The organism is Pseudomonas sp. GW821-FHT09E12, from assembly GCF_059416085.1.
In genome coordinates this window covers 898967-917625 of sequence record NZ_JBWKOM010000001.1, presented here as the reverse complement: position 1 = coordinate 917625, position 18659 = coordinate 898967, and the positions used below count along the sequence as shown (strand labels likewise).

17 protein-coding genes are annotated in these 18659 nt (G+C 61.8%); all 17 read right to left on the bottom strand.

All coding sequences use genetic code 11. From position 1 onward, the window contains the following. Window positions 1–13: 13 nt before the first annotated feature. Window positions 14–514, bottom strand: a complete 501-nt coding sequence (nuoJ, locus tag AC07PQ_RS04110) for an NADH-quinone oxidoreductase subunit J (RefSeq protein ID WP_007929608.1) — start codon at window positions 512–514, stop codon at window positions 14–16. 9 nt (window positions 515–523) lie between these two features. Beyond that, window positions 524–1072 (bottom strand): NADH-quinone oxidoreductase subunit NuoI, encoded by a 549-nt coding sequence (nuoI, locus tag AC07PQ_RS04105; protein ID WP_003223795.1) that lies wholly within the window; start codon window positions 1070–1072, stop codon window positions 524–526. Between the two features lie 11 nt (window positions 1073–1083). After that, window positions 1084–2091 (bottom strand): NADH-quinone oxidoreductase subunit NuoH, encoded by a 1008-nt coding sequence (nuoH, locus tag AC07PQ_RS04100; RefSeq protein ID WP_007929607.1) that lies wholly within the window; start codon window positions 2089–2091, stop codon window positions 1084–1086. After that, entirely contained in the window at window positions 2088–4802 is a 2715-nt protein-coding gene (gene nuoG, locus AC07PQ_RS04095) for an NADH-quinone oxidoreductase subunit NuoG (protein WP_277589203.1), read from the bottom strand. Before nuoG ends, nuoH begins: the two co-directional genes overlap by 4 nt. Window positions 4803–4927: 125 nt before the next feature. Further along, on the bottom strand, window positions 4928–6286 hold the full coding sequence (nuoF, locus tag AC07PQ_RS04090; RefSeq protein WP_009044590.1) for an NADH-quinone oxidoreductase subunit NuoF: 1359 nt from the start codon (window positions 6284–6286) through the stop codon (window positions 4928–4930). Then, window positions 6283–6780 (bottom strand): NADH-quinone oxidoreductase subunit NuoE, encoded by a 498-nt coding sequence (gene nuoE / locus AC07PQ_RS04085; RefSeq protein ID WP_007929184.1) that lies wholly within the window; start codon window positions 6778–6780, stop codon window positions 6283–6285. Before nuoE ends, nuoF begins: the two co-directional genes overlap by 4 nt. Before the next feature lie 2 nt (window positions 6781–6782). Further along, the gene (gene nuoC, locus AC07PQ_RS04080) at window positions 6783–8564 is read right to left on the bottom strand and encodes an NADH-quinone oxidoreductase subunit C/D (protein ID WP_007929185.1); all 1782 of its coding nucleotides are present in this window, start codon (window positions 8562–8564) and stop codon (window positions 6783–6785) included. A 72-nt stretch (window positions 8565–8636) separates the two neighbouring features. Beyond that, window positions 8637–9311, bottom strand: a complete 675-nt coding sequence (locus tag AC07PQ_RS04075) for a NuoB/complex I 20 kDa subunit family protein (RefSeq protein ID WP_007929186.1) — start codon at window positions 9309–9311, stop codon at window positions 8637–8639. A 10-nt stretch (window positions 9312–9321) separates the two neighbouring features. Beyond that, the gene (locus AC07PQ_RS04070; protein WP_007929187.1) at window positions 9322–9735 is read right to left on the bottom strand and encodes an NADH-quinone oxidoreductase subunit A; all 414 of its coding nucleotides are present in this window, start codon (window positions 9733–9735) and stop codon (window positions 9322–9324) included. Window positions 9736–10334: 599 nt separating this feature from the next. Beyond that, a complete protein-coding gene (gene aceA, locus AC07PQ_RS04065) occupies window positions 10335–11660 on the bottom strand; it encodes an isocitrate lyase (protein WP_007929188.1) in 1326 nt (441 codons plus the stop codon). Between the two features lie 511 nt (window positions 11661–12171). Further along, on the bottom strand, window positions 12172–12927 hold the full coding sequence (locus AC07PQ_RS04060) for a secretin N-terminal domain-containing protein (protein ID WP_087091622.1): 756 nt from the start codon (window positions 12925–12927) through the stop codon (window positions 12172–12174). Window positions 12928–13123: 196 nt separating this feature from the next. Beyond that, window positions 13124–13549: a GNAT family N-acetyltransferase gene (locus tag AC07PQ_RS04055; RefSeq protein WP_007929190.1), complete on the bottom strand. Its 426-nt coding sequence runs from the start codon at window positions 13547–13549 to the stop codon at window positions 13124–13126. Further along, window positions 13542–14708, bottom strand: coding sequence for a ribosomal protein uL16 3-hydroxylase (locus AC07PQ_RS04050; protein WP_007929191.1), 1167 nt, complete (start codon window positions 14706–14708; stop codon window positions 13542–13544). Before AC07PQ_RS04050 ends, AC07PQ_RS04055 begins: the two co-directional genes overlap by 8 nt. Window positions 14709–14790: 82 nt before the next feature. Then, entirely contained in the window at window positions 14791–16161 is a 1371-nt protein-coding gene (purB, locus tag AC07PQ_RS04045) for an adenylosuccinate lyase (protein WP_493184387.1), read from the bottom strand. A gap of 126 nt (window positions 16162–16287) precedes the next feature. Continuing rightward, window positions 16288–16911 carry a high frequency lysogenization protein HflD gene (gene hflD / locus AC07PQ_RS04040; protein ID WP_007929193.1) on the bottom strand — a complete coding sequence of 208 codons (624 nt, stop codon included), beginning with the start codon at window positions 16909–16911 and terminating at the stop codon, window positions 16288–16290. Next, window positions 16908–18032 carry a tRNA 2-thiouridine(34) synthase MnmA gene (gene mnmA / locus AC07PQ_RS04035; RefSeq protein WP_007929194.1) on the bottom strand — a complete coding sequence of 375 codons (1125 nt, stop codon included), beginning with the start codon at window positions 18030–18032 and terminating at the stop codon, window positions 16908–16910. Before mnmA ends, hflD begins: the two co-directional genes overlap by 4 nt. 71 nt (window positions 18033–18103) lie before the next feature. Further along, window positions 18104–18550, bottom strand: coding sequence for an NUDIX hydrolase (locus AC07PQ_RS04030; protein WP_007929196.1), 447 nt, complete (start codon window positions 18548–18550; stop codon window positions 18104–18106). Window positions 18551–18659 lie beyond the last annotated feature (109 nt).

The following is an 18659-nucleotide window of genomic DNA, read 5'->3' as shown; positions in this document are numbered from 1 at the left end:
AGTAGGCATGGTCTTACTCCTTCGCCTCGTTGCGGCCCAGGTGGAACGCCGTGACGGCTGCGGCGAGCAGCAGCATCGAGGCGAGTTCGACCACCAGCAGATAAGGACCGAACAGGCTGATGCCCACGGCCTTGGCGTCCACGGTGGTGTGGCCGACACCGGTACCGCTCTGGTGGCTGAATAGCACGTACAGCAGTTCCACCAGCAGCAGGGCGGCAAGCACCACCGGCCCCAGCCAGATTCCCGGCTTGAGCCAGATGCGTTCCTGCTGAACCGAGGCAGGCCCCAGGTTCAGCATCATCACCACGAACACGAACAGCACCATGATGGCGCCAGCATAGGCGATCACTTCCAGTACGCCGGCGAACGGCGCGCCGAGGCTGAAGAAGGTCATCGCCACGGCGATCAGCGAAATGATCAGGTAGAGCAGGGCGTGCACAGGGTTGGTGTTGGTCACCACGCGGAGCGTGGAGACAACGGCGACACCTGACGCGAAATAGAAAGCGAATTCCATCTTTCTTCCTTAAGGCAGCAAGCTCTTCACGTTGATCGGCTCGGCTTCGTTTTGCGCGGAGCCTTTTGGCTTACCGGCAATGGCCATACCTGCAACACGATAGAAGTTGTAATCAGGGTTCTTTCCGGGGCCGGAGATCAGCAGATCTTCTTTCTCGTAAACCAGGTCCTGACGTTTGAACTCGGCCATCTCGAAATCCGGGGTCAGCTGGATCGCGGTGGTCGGGCAGGCTTCCTCGCAGAGGCCGCAGAAGATGCAACGCGAGAAGTTGATGCGGAAGAAGTCCGGGTACCAGCGACCGTCTTCGGTTTCAGCTTTCTGCAGCGAGATGCATCCCACCGGGCATGCCACGGCGCACAGGTTGCAGGCTACGCAACGCTCTTCGCCATCGGGGTCGCGGGTCAGCACGATGCGGCCGCGGTAGCGGGGCGGCAGGTAGACCGGCTCTTCCGGGTATTGCAGGGTGTCGCGCTTGCGAAAGCCATGGCCGAAGACCATCACCAGGCTGCGCAGTTGGGTACCAGTACCCTTAACGATGTCGCCAATATATTTGAACATGGGTCAAATCCTCACTGAACCGCGCCTGCTGGCGTGTTCAACAACACAAGCGCAGCAGTCACCAGCAAATTGATCAGGGTCAGCGGCAGGCAGAATTTCCAGCTGAAGTCCATCACCTGGTCATAACGCGGACGCGGGATGGAAGCGCGCAGCAGGATGAACAGCATGATGAAGAACGCGGTCTTCAGGGCGAACCAGACGAAGGACAGTTGCGGCAGGATGCCGAACGGACCGTGCCAGCCACCGAAGAACAGGGTGACCAGCAGTGCCGAGATCAGGATGATGCCGATGTACTCGCCAACGAAGAACATGCCCCATTTCATGCCGGCGTATTCAATGTGGTAACCGTCGGCCAGTTCCTGTTCCGCTTCCGGCTGGTCGAACGGGTGACGGTGAGTCACGGCCACGCCAGCGATGAAGAAGGTACAGAAGCCGAAGAACTGCGGAATGATGAACCACAGGTTCTGCGCCTGGTAGTCGACGATGTCGCGCATGTTGAACGAACCGACCTGGGCCACGATGCCCATCAGCGCCAGGCCCATGAACACTTCATAGGACACGGTCTGGGCCGAGGCACGCAGGCTGCCGAGCAGGGCGAACTTGTTGTTGCTCGACCAGCCGGCGAACAGCACCGCGTACACCGACAGGCCGGCCATGGCGAAGAAGAACAGCAGGCCGATGTTCAGGTCCGCCACGCCCCAGGTCGGGGTGATCGGGATGATCGCGAAAGCGATCAGCAAGGCGCTCATGGCCACGACCGGTGCCAGGGTGAAGATCACCTTGTCGGCAAACGGCGGGGTCCAGTCTTCCTTGAAGAACATCTTCAGCATGTCGGCGGCGATCTGGAACATGCCGAACGGGCCAACGCGGTTCGGACCGTAACGGTCCTGCCACCAGCCCAGCAGGCGACGTTCGACAAAGCTGAGCAAGGCACCTGCGACCACCACGGCCAGCATGATGACCAGGGCTTTGACGACCGCCAGGATCACGTCGATCACTTCGGGGGTGAACCAGGTCATTGCGCTGCCTCCTGCAGACCGTCAACGGATTTGCCAAAGAACGCCGGTGGAATGCCCGCCAGGCCTGCCGGCAGGGCCACCAGGCCAGCGCCCAGCTCTTCGTTGATGCGCAGCGGCAGACGCAGGGTCTGGCCCGCCACGCTCACGGCGAGCAGCGCGCCATCGTTGACGCCCAGGCGGTCGGCTTCGGACTTGGCCAGGGAGACGTAGGCGGCCGGGATGCGTTCCTGGACCGGAGCGGCTTTCGAAGAGTTCTCCTCGCTGCCGAACAGGTGGTAGAACGGCACCGCCTGCCAGGTGCCCTGGGCAGGAGAGAAGGCGCGCGGCACGCTGGCGAACCAGCCGAGGCTGTCGCCCTGGCTTTCGATCAGGCGGGTGCCCGGATCGCCAGCACGCAGATGACCACCGACTTCGTCCTGGAACTTGTTCCAGGCTTGCGGCGAGTTCCAGCCCGGCGACCAGGCGAACGGAACCTGGGAGCGCGGTTCCACGGAGCCCGAGTAACCTTCCATGGAGAAGGAAAACGCGGTGTCCTGGTCCTGCGGGGTACGTGGCTCGTGCACGCTGATATCGGCGCGCATGGCGGTACGGCCGCTGTAGCGCAACGGTTCGCGGGCCAGCTTCAGGCCCTTGATGCGGAACGACGCCGATGGCGCGGCATCGACGATGTGCGCCAGTTGCGGGTTGCTCTGGGCGCAGGCGGCGGTCACGTGGTCCAGCTGGGTCCAGTCCACCGGCTTGTTCAGCAGGGTAGAGCGCAGGGCATGCAGCCAGCGCCAGCCTTCGTGAACCAGGATGCTGGCATCCATATAGGTTGGATCGAACACCTGGAAGAAGCGCTGGGCACGGCCTTCCTGGCTGACCAGGGTGCCGTCGCCCTCGGCGAAGCTGGCCGCTGGCAGGACCAGGTGCGCGCGATCGCTGGTGGCGGTCTTCTGGTGGTCGGCGACGATCACCACTTTCGCGGCGTTCAGCGCGGCATCGACCTTGGCAGCGTCGGTGCGGGTGTACAGATCGTTTTCCAGCACAACCAGGGCGTCGGCCTTACCGTCGATCACCGCTTGCAGCGCGGCGTCCACCGATTCGCCACCGAGCATGGCCAGGCCGAGGCTGTTGGCCTCGGGCACGATCAGGCTGATGGAACCGTTCTTCTCGCGCAGCTTGAGGGCCTTGGCAATGTTCGCCGCGGCTTCGATCAGCGCCTTGGAACCCAGGGAGGTGCCGGCGATGATCAGTGGGCGCTTGGCGGCGAGGAGGGCGTCGGCGATGCGCTTGGCCAGCTCAAAGGCTTCGCTGTCCAGACCTTCGACGGCCGGGGCGCTGGCATCCAGGGCGTGGGCCACGGCAAAACCGATGCGCGCCAGGTCGTCGGGAGCGGCGTGTACACACTCTTCGGCGACGTCGTCGAGCTTGGTTTCAGCGATGCTTGCAATGAACAGCGGGTTCAGCGCGTGCTGGCCGATGTTTTTCACCGCGGCGTCGAGCCATGGCTGGACGCGCATGGCGTCGGCCATCTCTTCGGCCTTGCCCTTGACCGACTGGCGCAGGGCCAGGGCCATGCGGGCGGCGGTCTGGGTCAGGTCCTCGCCGAGGACGAACACCGCATCGTGGTCTTCGATGTCGCGCATGGTCGGCACAGGCAGCGGGCTGTTTCTCAGCACTTGCAGGACCAGGCGGATGCGCTCCAGTTCGGCGGCTTCGATACCGCTGTAGAAGTGCTCGGCGCCTACCAGTTCACGCAGGGCGTAGTTGCTTTCCAGGCTGGCGCGAGGCGAACCGATACCGACAATATTGCGCCCGCGCAGCAGGTCGGCGGCCTTGTCCAGCGCCTGGTCCAGGTTCAGCTTGGTACCGTCGTTCAGCAGCGGCTGGCGTGGACGGTCTTCGCGGTTGACGTAGCCGTAGCCGAAACGGCCACGGTCGCACAGGAAGTACTGGTTCACCGAACCGTTGTAGCGGTTCTCGATGCGCCGCAGTTCGCCGTAGCGCTCGCCCGGGGAAATGTTGCAACCGCTGGAGCAGCCATGGCAGATGCTCGGCGAGAACTGCATGTCCCATTTGCGGTTGTAGCGCTCGGAGTGAGTCTTGTCGGTGAACACACCGGTCGGGCAGACCTCGGTGAGGTTGCCGGAGAATTCGCTTTCCAGGGTGCCGTCTTCAACGCGACCGAAGTACACGTTGTCGTGGGCGCCGAACACACCGAGGTCGGTGCCGCCGGCATAGTCCTTGTAGAAACGCACGCAACGATAGCAGGCGATGCAGCGGTTCATCTCGTGAGCGATGAACGGGCCGAGTTCCTGGTTCTGGTGGGTACGCTTGGTGAAGCGATAACGGCGCTCGTTGTGGCCGGTCATCACGGTCATGTCTTGCAGGTGGCAGTGACCGCCTTCCTCGCAGACCGGGCAGTCGTGCGGGTGGTTGGTCATCAGCCATTCGACGACACTGGCGCGGAAGGCCTTGGATTCTTCATCGTCGATGGAGATCCAGGTGTTGTCGGTGGCGGGAGTCATGCAGGACATGACGATGCGACCACGGGTGTCGTTCTCGTCGGTGTACTGCTTGACCGCGCACTGGCGACAGGCACCGACGCTACCGAGAGCGGGGTGCCAGCAGAAATAAGGGATGTCGAGGCCTAGTGACAGACATGCCTGTAACAGGTTGTCCGCCCCATCGACTTCGAGCGCTTTGCCGTCTACGTGGATAGTGGCCATGGTTCAAAGTTCTTCGTTGGCCCGGTGTCAGCGGGCGTGGCTAATGGAATCTTGGTGCTCGCCTGGCGCGTCGCGGCGTCTTCAGGCGATACGAGGGCGGCACGGACCACCCTCGTTCGATACGTTTACGCGCCGACTACGATCGGCCGGGCCAGGGGCGGGACGGCTGCAGCACTGGTGGCTGCGATGCCGGCCTCGAACTCTGGACGGAAATACTTGATGGCACTGCCCAATGGCTCCACGGCGCCCGGTGCGTGAGCACAGAAGGTCTTGCCTGGGCCGAGGAAACCGACCAGACCCAGCAGGGTCTCGATATCGCCGGCTTGCCCTTCGCCTTTCTCTAGGGCGCGCAGCAGCTTGACGCTCCACGGCAGGCCATCGCGGCAAGGGGTGCAGAAGCCGCAGGATTCGCGGGCAAAGAACTCTTCCATGTTGCGCAGCAGCGAGACCATGTTGATGCTGTCGTCGACTGCCATGGCCAGGCCGGTACCCATGCGGGTGCCTACCTTGGCGATGCCGCCGGCGTACATTTGCGCATCCAGGTGCTCGGGCAACAGGAAACCGGTACCGGCGCCGCCGGGCTGCCAGCACTTGAGCTTGAAGCCGTCGCGCATGCCACCGGCATAGTCTTCGAACAGCTCGCGCGCGGTCACGCCGAACGGCAGCTCCCACAGGCCAGGGTTCTTCACTTTGCCGGAGAAGCCCATCAGCTTGGTGCCGTGGTCTTCACTGCCTTCGCGAGCGAGGGATTTGTACCACTCCACGCCGTCGCCGATGATCGCCGGCACGTTGCACAGGGTCTCGACGTTGTTCACGCAGGTCGGCTTGCCCCACACGCCGACGGCGGCAGGGAAGGGCGGTTTGGAGCGCGGATTGGCACGGCGGCCTTCGAGGGAGTTGATCAGTGCGGTTTCTTCACCGCAGATGTAACGCCCGGCGCCGGTGTGGACGAACAGCTCGAAGTCGAAGCCCGAGCCGAGGATGTTCTTGCCCAGCAGGCCTGCGGCCTTGGCTTCTTCCACGGCACGGTTGAGGTGCTTGGCGGCGGTGGTGTACTCGCCCCGCAGGAAGATGTAGCCGCGATAGGTTTTCAGCGCGCGGGCGCTGATCAGCATGCCTTCGATCAGCAGATGGGGCAGTTGCTCCATCAGCATGCGGTCTTTCCAGGTGTTGGGTTCCATTTCATCCGCGTTGCACAGCAGGTAGCGGATGTTCATGGATTCGTCTTTGGGCATCAGGCCCCATTTCACACCAGTGGGGAAGCCCGCGCCGCCGCGGCCCTTGAGGCCGGCGTCCTTGACGGTCTGGACGATGTCGTCCTGGGACAGGTCGGCGAAGGCCTTGCGCGCAGCGGCGTAGCCGTTCTTGGCCTGGTACTCGTCGAGCCATACCGGCTCGCCGTCGTCGCGCAGGCGCCAGGTCAGCGGATGGGTTTCCGGACTGCGCTGGATGCGGTTGGCAGGGCCGAAGGATGTCAGGGTCATACGTAGCCCTCCAACAGTTTGGCCACGCCAGCAGGCTGCACGTCGCCGAAAGTGTCGTCGTCGATCATCAGCGCCGGGGCCTTGTCGCAGTTGCCCAGGCAGCATACCGGCAGCAGGGTGAAGCGGCCGTCGGCGGTGGTCTGGCCGAGGCCAATGCCCAGCTCGCTCTGGATCTGGCTGACCACGGACTCGTGGCCGCCGATGTAGCAGACCATGCTGTCGCAGACACGGATGATGTGACGGCCGACCGGCTGACGGAAGATCTGGCTGTAGAACGTCGCCACGCCTTCTACGTCGCTGGCCGGGATGCCGAGGATCTCGCCGATGGCGTAGAGCGCGCCATCAGGCACCCAGCCACGTTCCTTCTGGACGATCTTCAGGGCTTCGATAGACGCCGCGCGCGGGTCTTCGTAGTGATGCAACTCGTGCTCGATGGCCGAGCGCTCGGTTTCGCTCAGGGCGAAACGGTCTGTCTGGATGAGCGTGCTGTTCATGCTTAGCGGTCCACGTCGGCCATAACGAAGTCGATACTACCCAGGTACGCGATCAAGTCCGCGACCATGCTGCCGCGGATCACCGAAGGGATCTGCTGCAGGTGGGCGAAGCTCGGAGTGCGGATCCGGGTGCGGTAGCTCATGGTGCCGCCATCGCTCGTCAGGTAATAACTGTTGATGCCCTTGGTCGCTTCGATCATCTGGAAGGACTCGTTGGCCGGCATGACCGGGCCCCACGAAACCTGCAGGAAGTGCGTGATCAGGGTCTCGATGTGCTGCAGCGTGCGCTCTTTCGGTGGCGGCGTGGTCAGCGGGTGGTCCGCCTTGTACGGGCCTTCCGGCATGTTGCGCAGGCACTGGTCGATGATCTTGATGCTCTGGCGCATCTCTTCGACGCGGACCATGCAGCGGTCGTAGGCATCGCCGTTGGCCGCCAGCGGAACTTCGAATTCGAAGTTCTCGTAGCCGGAGTAGGGGCGCGCTTTACGCAGGTCGAAATCGCAACCGGTGGAACGCAGGCCGGCACCGGTGACGCCCCATTCCAGGGCTTCCTTGGTGTTGTAGGCGGCGACGCCGATGGTACGACCCTTGAGGATGCTGTTCTGCAGGGCGGCCTTGGTGTATTCGTCGAGGCGCTTGGGCAGCCAGTCGACGAAGTCTTTCACCAGTTTTTCCCAGCCGCGCGGCAGGTCGTGGGCGACGCCGCCGATGCGGTACCAGGCCGGGTGCAGGCGGAAACCGGTGATCGCTTCGATCACGGTGTAGGCGCGCTGACGGTCGGTGAAGGTGAAGAACACCGGGGTCATGGCGCCGACGTCCTGGATGTAGGTGCCCAGGAACAGCAGGTGGCTGGTGATCCGGAAGAACTCGGCCATCATGATGCGGATGACGTCGACCTTCTCCGGCACCTTGATCCCGGCCAGTTTCTCGACCGAGAGCACGTACGGCAGGTTGTTCATCACGCCGCCGAGGTAGTCGATACGGTCGGTGTACGGGATGAAGCTGTGCCAGGACTGACGCTCGGCCATCTTCTCGGCGCCACGGTGGTGGTAGCCGATGTCCGGTACGCAGTCGACGATCTCTTCGCCGTCCAGCTGCAGGATGATGCGGAAGGCACCGTGGGCCGAAGGGTGGTTCGGGCCCAGGTTGAGGAACATGTAGTCCTCGTTGGCGCCGGAACGCTTCATGCCCCAGTCTTCCGGCTTGAAGCGCGCGGCTTCTTCTTCCAGTTGTTGCTTGGCCAGGGTCAGGCTGAACGGATCGAACTCGGTGGCGCGCGCCGGGAAGTCCTTGCGCAGCGGGTGACCTTCCCAGGTCGGCGGCATCATGATGCGCGACAGGTGAGGGTGGCCGGCGAAGTCGATGCCGAACATGTCCCAGACTTCACGCTCGTACCAGTTGGCGTTCGGCCAGATACCGGTCACGGTCGGCAAGCTGAGGTCGCTCTCGGACAAGGCGACCTTGATCATTACGTCACTATTACGTTCGATCGACAGCAGGTGGTAGAACACGCTGAAGTCGGCGCCTGGCAGCCCTTGACGCTTGGTGCGCAGACGCTCGTCCACGCCATGCAGGTCATAGAGCATGACGTACGGCTTGGGCAGGTTGCGCAGGAAGGTCAGGACTTCGACGAGTTTGGCACGGGTAACCCACAGCACCGGCATGCCGGTGCGGGTGGCCTGGGCGGTGAACGCCTCAGGGCCAAAACGGTTATTGAGTTCGACGACCACATCCTGGTCGTCTGCCTTATAAGGCGGGATGTACAGAGCACTGCCTGTAGTCATGGTTTTTTATCGCTTTCGGTCAACGTAAAGAATGAAGCCAGTTTTTCGTTCTTTGTAAGAAGCGTTCTGGAATCAGACTTCGTCGGGGCTGCGCAGGTTGGTTACCTGAATACGCTGTTCGCGGCGCTGTTCCTTTTGCGACGGCATTTCGGCGCGATACACGCCTTGGTCACCGACGACCCAGGAAAGTGGGCGACGCTCCTGGCCAATCGACTCCTGCAAGAGCATCAGGCCTTGCAGAAAAGCTTCAGGGCGGGGCGGGCAGCCAGGCACGTAGACGTCCACGGGCAGGAACTTGTCTACCCCTTGAACGACGGAATAGATGTCGTACATGCCACCGGAGTTGGCGCACGAACCCATGGAGATGACCCACTTCGGCTCGAGCATTTGCTCGTAGAGACGCTGAATGATCGGCGCCATCTTGATGAAGCAGGTTCCGGCAATAACCATGAAATCCGCCTGGCGCGGTGATGCCCGGATAACTTCGGCGCCGAAGCGCGCGATGTCGTGGGGCGCCGTGAAGGCAGTGGTCATTTCCACGTAGCAGCAGGACAGGCCGAAGTTGTACGGCCACAGGGAGTTCTTACGCCCCCAGTTGACCGCGCCGCTCAGCACGTCTTCCAGCTTGCCCATGAAGATGTTTTTGTGGACTTGATCTTCTAACGGATCGGAAACGGTTTCCCGTTCGCCGATCGGATACTGCTCGTTAGGAGCATCGGGGTCGATCCTGGTGAGATTGTATTGCATCGCCAAAGCCTCATTGTTTTAGCTTCGCCTGCCGCTTACGGCGACCTTCCGGAGCCCAATCAAGAGCCCCCACCCGCCAAAGGTAGACAAGACCTGCCAACAGAATTGCTATGAAAACGAGAGCTTCGACGAATCCGGTCCAGCCGCTTTCGCGGACGGACACAGACCAGGCAAAGAGAAAGAGGGCTTCGATATCGAAGATCACGAAGAGCATCGCGACCAGATAGAATTTGGCTGAGAGCCGCAAGCGGGCGCCACCGGTAGGTAGCATGCCGGACTCGAACGGTTCGTTTTTGCTGCGGCCCCAGGCTTTTGACCCGAGGAGGCTGGAGACGCCGAGCATGAAGGCGCAGAGGCCGCCTACACCCAGAAGGAAAATGGCAAAGCCCCAGTTGTGGGCCATGAGTCCTGTCGCTTCGGGCATGCTGGTAATCCTTAACAGAGAGCAAAGGTCTCTGAGCTTGATAAAGAAATAAAGCAGTGACGATATGTCGCAGTGCAATCAATCGCCGTGATTTTATGGCTAAACACCGGGCAAGTAAATTTTCATGGCGAAATTATTTAGCGGAATAAGGACGTAGCTCCCCTTGCAAGCCCCGTAAGCCACGGCCTGTGGGCATTAGCGGGTGTTTTGTTAATTATGTTTTGTCCTCGCTGTAACGAACATTATTGCTTCTAAATGATAATCAATATTATTTGGCGCCGCTTTTAAACAATGGTTTCCATGAAGAGCCGCTAAGTTGTCTTTTATATGCTCGTTACTGCAAGTTGCGAGCGAGCCCCTTTTACCCGCTTTTTTCTCCACGCATACCGCTCTGGATCAATGTTTTGCCTGATTGGCAGGGTGTCCGGGCCGACGTCGTCGCGAGCAGGCTCGTTGCTGTCGCAGCTTGGGGGTTGCCGGTGATGCCTGCAAAAGCTGCAGGCAAAAAAACGCCCCGAACCAGTCGGGGCGTCAGATGTGCAGCACTGCAGTTAGCTTTTACCGGGTCTGCAATGGCCGTTTTTCAGCGCGAAGTCGAATCAGTGGAACTGTTCTTCTTCGGTGGAGCCGGTCAGTGCGGTTACCGAAGACGAGCCGCCCTGGATCACGGTGGTCATGTCGTCGAAGTAGCCGGTGCCCACTTCCTGCTGGTGAGCCACGAAGGTGTAACCCTTGGCGGCGTCGGCGAATTCCTGCTCCTGCAGCTTCACGTAGGCGGTCATGTCGTTGCGGGCGTAGTCGTGCGCCAGGTTGAACATGCTGTGCCACATGTTGTGAATGCCGGCCAGGGTGATGAACTGGTGCTTGTAGCCCATGGCGGACAGTTCGCGCTGGAACTTGGCGATGGTCGCGTCGTCCAGGTTCTTCTTCCAGTTGAAGGAAGGCGAGCAGTTGTACGACAGGATCTGGTCCGGGTATTCCTTCTTGATCGCTTCGGCGAAGCGACGGGCTTCGTCCAGGTCCGGCTTGGCGGTTTCGCACCAGATCAGGTCGGCATACGGCGCGTAGGCCAGGCCGCGAGCGATGGCCTGGTCGAGGCCGGCGCGCACTTTATAGAAGCCTTCCTGGGTGCGGGTGCCGGTCACGAACGGCTGGTCGTACGGGTCGCAGTCGGAGGTCAGCAGGTCGGCGGCGTTAGCGTCGGTGCGGGCCAGGATGATGGTCGGTACGCCGGCAACGTCGGCCGCCAGACGGGCAGCGGTCAGCTTCTGCACGGCTTCCTGGGTCGGAACCAGTACCTTGCCGCCCATGTGGCCGCATTTCTTCACGGAAGCCAGTTGGTCTTCGAAGTGAACGCCAGCGGCGCCTGCTTCGATCATGCTTTTCATCAGCTCGTAGGCGTTCAGCACGCCGCCGAAACCGGCTTCGGCGTCAGCCACGATCGGTGCGAAGTAGTCGATGTAGCCTTCGTCGCCCGGGTTCTTGCCGGACTTCCACTGGATCTGGTCGGCGCGACGGAACGAGTTGTTGATGCGCTTGACCACGGTTGGCACGGAGTCCACCGGGTACAGCGACTGGTCCGGGTACATCGATTCGGCGGAGTTGTTGTCCGCGGCAACCTGCCAGCCCGACAGGTAGATCGCCTGGATGCCGGCTTTGACTTGCTGTACAGCCTGGCCGCCGGTCAGGGCGCCCATGCAGTTGACGAAATCTTTCTCAGGACGGAAGGACGGTTTGGCACCCTGGGTCACCAGGTTCCAGAGCTTCTCGGCGCCCATGCGTGCCAGGGTGTGCTCAGGTTGAACCGAGCCACGCAGACGGACAACGTCGGCAGCGGAATAAGTGCGAGTCACGCCTTTCCAGCGCGGGTTTTCAGCCCAGTCTTTTTCAAGGGCTGCAATTTGCTGTTCGCGTGTCAGTGCCATGGAGATAAACCTCGTCGCGTCTTGTGTGAAAAGTCGTTCTTGGGCGGAAAATTCCGACTCGCCAGATACGCAGGTCAAAGGGTGCGTAGTTGGCTGCTCGCTGACCAGAAGCTTAGGCGGTCAAGTCGGGTATGACGCGATGGCGACGGTTGAACGATGGGCTCAAGGGGAAAGTGAGCAGGTGAGGGCCAGCTGTCGGGCGCATTCGGGCGTCGTGGGCCTTCATACGAACCATCAGTGTGTTGCCGATCTACCTAATTAGCTTCCGTCCCTCGGGACAACCTCGTTCCAGTCGCAATCTCGTCAAACACACCTTGTGGGCGGTACAGACACGAATCGGCTCAGGTGGGTAGGTTAGAGCAGCGATCCGAAGGCCCTTGCCAGGGCCCCTGATTAGCGGGAGCGAGGCCATCATGCCTTCGGTTTTTTGCCTCGTCAAACGTTTTGTAGTGCTTTTTTTTCACCACTACATCTTTGGTCTAATACGACTAATCAGTCAGTTTCCGGTGCTTTAGTCCAAGGCGTCGACTTTCACTCGCAAGGTCATGTCATCCCGGCCCTGAGTCGAGTAGCTGCGGGTTGTAGCCTGTTTGTCGGCCTGGTTCTGGCGATTGACGCCGGCCAGGGTGATCCACTCGCCAAGACGGCCGCTGACAGTTGTGTCGGTACTTTGCACATTCACTACATCGGGACGTTCCTGGCTCATGCGGTCACGGTTGGTACTGATGCTCAGGTGGACGGTTTCGCCGGTGACGCTGGCCGTGACGTAGAAACCCTGGGTGACGTTGCGATACTGGGTCTGGTTCTGCAGGCGGCCGTAAGGATCGGTCTGGGTGGTGGTCAGCGGCACGCTCTGGCCGACCTGGATCAGGGCCGGTATGCCTTCGCTGGCCTGGATCTGCTGGATGCCGCCATCGCGGCTGACGGTGCTGCGGCTGATGATGCGGGTTTGCGGCGCGCCGTTGAGCGAATAACCCTGGTTGTTCTGGGTGTTGTTTTCGTTGGTGTCGACCGTGATCAGCAGGCGTTTGGCGGCGGTATCCAGTTGCGCGATGAAGGCGCGCAGTTCCTCGATCTTCTCCGGTTCCGCATTGACGATCAGCTGGTTGCCGTAGGCGCTGACCTGGCCTTCCTTGCCGAGGAAGTTCTGTGCGACGGGCAGCAGGTCGGCGCTGGTGCGGTTGTTCAGGGGCACGATCTCGGTCGCGGCCGAGACTGAAAAGCTTGCAGTCAGCAGCAGCGTCGTGAGCAGGGTGCGTAGGGACATGTCCGTTATCTCCGCTAGGGGTGGAAGCCTTGAGTTTGACAGTTTGTCGGCCTGCGGTGGGGCAAGTTGAATCGCCGATGGCAAAACGCCCCAGCCTCCCTGGAGCCAGCTTAGCTTGCTGGATCCGGGGAGACCGGGGCGTTTTGTGACGCTTGGCAGGACATCGTCAGCAGGTCCGCTGCTGCGCGGGGCTTGCTCAGGCGTTGCCGCGAACCATGTCGACGTGAGGAATGCCCGCTTCCAGGAACTCCTCGCTGACGATGCTGAAACCCAGGCGCTCATAGAAGGCGGTAGCCTGGACCTGGGCGCTGAGCATCAGCTGCTTGAGGCCACGTTTCTCGGCTTCGCCGATCACTGCCTGCATCAGCGCATCGCCGACCTTCAGGCCGCGCCAGTCCTTGAGTACCGATACCCGGCCGATCTGCCCATCGGGCAGCAGGCGTGCGGTGCCGATCGGAAAGTCGCCTTCGAGCGCGAGGAAATGCACCGCGCTGTCGTCGTCGGCGTCCCACTCCAGTTCAGGGGGGACGGATTGCTCGATGATGAACACCGCTTCACGAATGCGCCGGATCTCGGCGTTATCCTTTTGCCAGTCTGCGACACGTACGCGAATCTTATTCATCGGCAAATCCCAGGCTTCCTTGCTTGACCAGTTCGCACAGCAGGCTGCGTCCATCGTCGTCCGCCAGCCATGGGCCAAGGTTGTCGAGGTGCAGCGCGTCGGCGGCGCAAATCATCTTCAGCAGTTCGCGCAGCTTGCCCGGCAGGTAGCGGCTCTGGCCGCTGGCGAACAGCAGCAGGTCGTCGTCGACTTCGGACCAGGCCAGGCGCGCGCTCGGGTTGCGGATCAGGATGGCGCCCTGTTCGAGGCTGCCGAGCAGGTCTTCTTCTTCCAGCTCGGGGCCGACCACCAGTTCCGGGTAGCGCGGCTCGGTCATGAACTGGCCGAACCAGGTCAGCAGCATGCGCTCGTCGCTCATGTGCTCGGCCAGCAGGCCCTTGAGGCGATCGAGGGCGTCGTGCTGGATCTGGTGCGGGTCGCTGACAGGTTGCACGTCGGCGTCGGTATAGCGCTCTTCATCCGGCAGGTACTGGCTGAGGAAGTCGGTGAAGTGGGTCAGCACTTCGGCGGCGCTCGGCGCGCGGAAGCCCACCGAGTAGGTCATGCAGTCGTTCACCGCGACGCCGTAGTGGGCCAGGCGCGGTGGCAGGTAGAGCATGTCGCCGGGTTCCAGGACCCAGCTTTCGGTTTCTTCGAACTCGGCGAGGATGCGCAGGTCCGCGTGCTGCAGCAGCGGGCTTTCGGCGTCGCACATCTGGCCGATCTTCCAGTTGCGCTTGCCGTGGCCTTGCAGCAGGAACACATCGTAGTTATCGAAGTGCGGGCCGACGTTACCGCCGGGAGCGGCGAAGCTGATCATCACATCGTCGATACGCCAACTCGGCAGGAAACGGAAATGCTCCAGCAGTTCGGCGACTTCCGGCACGAACTGGTCGACGGCCTGGACCAGCAGGGTCCAGTCACGCTCCGGCAGCTTGCTGAATTCGTCTTCGGCGAACGGGCCGCGACGCAGTTCCCAAGGGCGTTCGCCGTGCTCGATGACCAGGCGCGATTCGACCTCTTCTTCCAGCGCCAGGCCGGCCAGTTCGTCGGCGTCGATCGGGCTTTCGAAGTCGGGCAGGGCCTGACGGATCAGCAGGGGCTTTTTCTGCCAGTAGTCACGCAGGAATTCCCGTGCGCTGATGCCGCCCAGAAGTTGAAGAGGAATATCAGGATTCATGTGTAACCTATTGAAAAAATGCACTTTTCATACGGGAATAAAAACGCCCGGCGCTGCCGGGCGTCAAAGGTCTTGCCATCGATCAGATGCGTTTGGCTTGCGCCGCGGCATTGCCGATGTAGCTGGCCGGGGTGAGCTTTTTCAGCTCGGCCTTGGCGGCTTCAGGCATTTCCAACGCGTCGATGAAGGTCTGCAGTGCTTCAGGGCTGATGCCCTTGCCGCGCGTCAGTTCCTTGAGTTTTTCGTACGGGTTTTCGATGTTGTAGCGGCGCATCACGGTCTGGATCGGCTCGGCCAGGACTTCCCAGCAGGCGTCCAGGTCTTCGGCGATCTTCTGGGCGTTGAGCTCCAGCTTGCTGATGCCTTTGAGGCTGGCTTCGTAAGCGATCACGCTGTGGGCGAAACCGACGCCCAGGTTACGCAGGACGGTGGAGTCGGTCAGGTCGCGCTGCCAGCGGGAGATCGGCAGTTTGCTCGCCAGGTGCTGGAACAGCGCGTTGGCGATACCCAGGTTGCCTTCGGAGTTTTCGAAGTCGATCGGGTTGACCTTGTGCGGCATGGTCGAGGAACCGATTTCGCCGGCGATGGTGCGCTGCTTGAAGTAGCCCAGGGAGATGTAACCCCAGATATCGCGATCGAAGTCGATCAGGATGGTGTTGAAGCGCGCGATGGCGTCGAACAGCTCGGCGATGTAGTCGTGCGGCTCGATCTGCGTGGTGTACGGGTTGAAGCTCAGGCCCAGCTCGTCTTCGATGAAGGCGCGGGCGTTGGTTTCCCAGTCGATTTCCGGGTAGGCCGACAGGTGTGCGTTGTAGTTGCCCACGGCACCGTTGATCTTGCCCAGCAGTGGCACGGCGGCGACCTGAGCGATCTGGCGCTCCAGGCGGTACACCACGTTCGCCAGTTCTTTGCCCAGGGTGGTCGGCGAGGCCGGCTGGCCGTGGGTGCGCGACAGCATCGGCACGTCGGCGAAGCGCAGGGCCAGTTCGCGGATAGCCCCGGCGGTCTGGCGCATCAGCGGCAGCATCACTTCGTCGCGGCCTTCGCGCAGCATCAGGGCGTGGGACAGGTTGTTGATGTCCTCGCTGGTGCAGGCGAAGTGGATGAATTCGCTGACGTTGGCCAGTTCAGGCAGCTTGGCGGCCTGTTCCTTGAGCAGGTACTCGATGGCCTTTACGTCGTGGTTGGTGGTGCGTTCGATCTCTTTGACACGCTCGGCGTGCTCCAGAGAGAAGTTTTCCGCCAGGGTGTTCAGCACGGCGTTGGCTTCGGCGGAGAACGCCGGCACTTCGCTGATGGCGGAATGGGCGGCCAGGCGCTGGAGCCAGCGCACTTCGACCAGGACGCGAGCACGGATCAGGCCGTATTCGCTGAAAATGGGGCGCAGGGCCTGGGTTTTGCCGGCGTAGCGGCCGTCAACAGGGGAAACCGCAGTGAGCGAAGAGAGCTGCATGGGGTGTTCTCGGACAGTCGGGCAACGAAATGGGGCGCGTATCATACATGAAAATATCCGCCGGTCCGTTGCCAACTGACCAGCGTCTTACGCGTTACTGACTACAAAAGGTCTTGCGGGCGCAGTTCAGCTGCTGCGCATCAGTGGATAAAGCTCTTTGAGCAGTTTGCGGCGGCTGATCACCAGCTGCCAGCGATGGCCGCCCAGTTGGCGCCACAGCCGCGCCGAACGGATGCCGGCCAGCAGCAGGGCGCGGATCTTCGAGGCATTGCTCGGTTGCTGCAGGTTGCGCATGTCGCCATGCACCTGGATCCGCTGGCGCAAGGTGCTCAGGGTGTCCTGATACAGCGAGCCGCAAGCGGCAACCACGTTTTCGTGGGCCGGGCCGAAATGTTCGACCTGGGACTGAATCTGCGGCAGGCGCTTGCCGATGATTTCCAGCAGGTCGTCGCGCTTGGCCAGCTGGCGCTCCAGGCCGAGCATCGACAGGGCGTAGCGCAATGGCTCGCGCTGCAGGGTGCTGGGGTCGCGCTCCAGGGCGCCGATCAGGGCGCGATAACCTTCACGCAGGTTGATGTCGTCGCCACCGTAGACTTCCAGGGTGTCTTTCGGGTCGCGGATCAGCAGGCTGCCAAGCATGCAGCTCAAGGCTGCTTCGGTGACCTGGCCGGTCTTGGCGATCTTGTCCACCAGCACGGCGGCGAGAAACACGCCGCCCAATGCCGTCAGTTGCTCCTGGGTCGGGCTCATGCCTTGCTGCTCCAGGGCTCTGCGACTTCGATCACGCCGCCGCCCAGACAGATTTCGCCGTCATAGAAGACTACGGATTGGCCGGGGGTGACCGCGCGTTGCGGGTCATCGAAGGTGGCGCGGTAGCCGCTGACGGTCTGTTCCAGGGTGCAAGGCTGGTCGCTCTGGCGGTAGCGCACTTTCGCGGTGAGGCGGCGCGGCTGGCTCAGGTCGATCGGGTTGACCCAATAGATGTCGGAGGCGAGCAGGGCGCGGGAGAACAGCCACGGGTGATCGTTGCCCTGGCCAACGATCAGCTCGTTGTGTTCCAGGTCCTTGATCAGCACGTACCACGGCTCATCGCCGGCGTCCTTGAGGCCGCCGATGCCCAGGCCCTGGCGCTGGCCGATGGTGTGGTACATCAGGCCGTGGTGGCGGCCGATCACTTCACCTTCGGTGGTCTTGATCTCGCCGGGCTGGGCCGGCAGGTATTGCTTGAGGAAGTCGCTGAAGCGTCGTTCACCAATAAAGCAGATACCGGTGGAGTCCTTCTTCTTGGCGGTGGCCAGGTCGTGTTTCTCGGCAATCGCACGGACTTCGGGCTTTTCCAGCTCGCCTACCGGAAACAGGGTCTTGGCGATCTGTTCGCCGCCGACGGCGTGCAGGAAGTAACTCTGATCCTTGTTCGGATCCAGGCCCTTGAGCAGTTCGGTGCGCCCATCGATGTCGCGGCGGCGCACATAGTGGCCAGTGGCGATCAGGTCGGCGCCGAGCATCATGGCGTAGTCGAGGAACGCCTTGAACTTGATTTCACGGTTGCACAGGATGTCCGGGTTCGGCGTGCGGCCGGCCTTGTATTCGGCCAGGAAGTGCTCGAACACGTTGTCCCAGTACTCGGCGGCGAAGTTGGCGGTGTGCAGCTTGATGCCGATCTTGTCGCACACGGCCTGGGCGTCCGCGAGGTCGTCCATGGCGGTGCAGTACTCGGTTCCGTCGTCTTCCTCCCAGTTCTTCATGAACAGGCCTTCCACCTGGTAACCCTGCTCCATCAGCAGGAGGGCGGAAACGGAAGAGTCCACGCCGCCGGACATGCCGACGATGACGCGCTTCTTTTGGGTGTCAGAAGGGGCTGGATCACGCATAGGAATTCAACGGGTGTCTTGAAAAAGGACGCGATTCTAACAGGCTGAGGCCTGCAAGGCTAAAACTGCGGTTAAAGCGACGGACGGATCAGCTCGAGGCTGTGCAGTTGGCCGGCCAGATAGTCGTCGACACAGCGGATAATCAGCTCGCTGCGCCATTGCGGGCGCAAGGCCAGCAGTTCGTCGCGGCTCAGCCAGCGCGGGCCGATGATGCCGTCGTCCAATTGATAGTCAGGGTGGTGCCTGAGCGGTTTGCCGGCAAAGCAGACGCGTTGGTAGGTCACGCCATTGCTGGGGGCGGTGTACAGGTAGATGCCGACCACGCCGGTCAGCTCGATGTCCCAGCCGGTTTCCTCCAGGGTTTCGCGAATGGCCGCCTGGAGCAGGCTTTCGTCCGGATCCAGGTGCCCGGCGGGCTGGTTGAGCACCGCCTGCTCGCCCTGGAACTCCTCGACGAACAGGAAGCGCCCCTGATCCTCAACGATGGTGGCGACGGTGATGTGGGGTTGCCATTCCATATACAAAGCTCTGTCTTGAGTGGGTGGTCATCATAAGGCGAACGCCAGTCCTACGGGTGTTGTCCAAAAAGCACAAACCCCGGCACTTGGCCGGGGTTTGTATGACAGC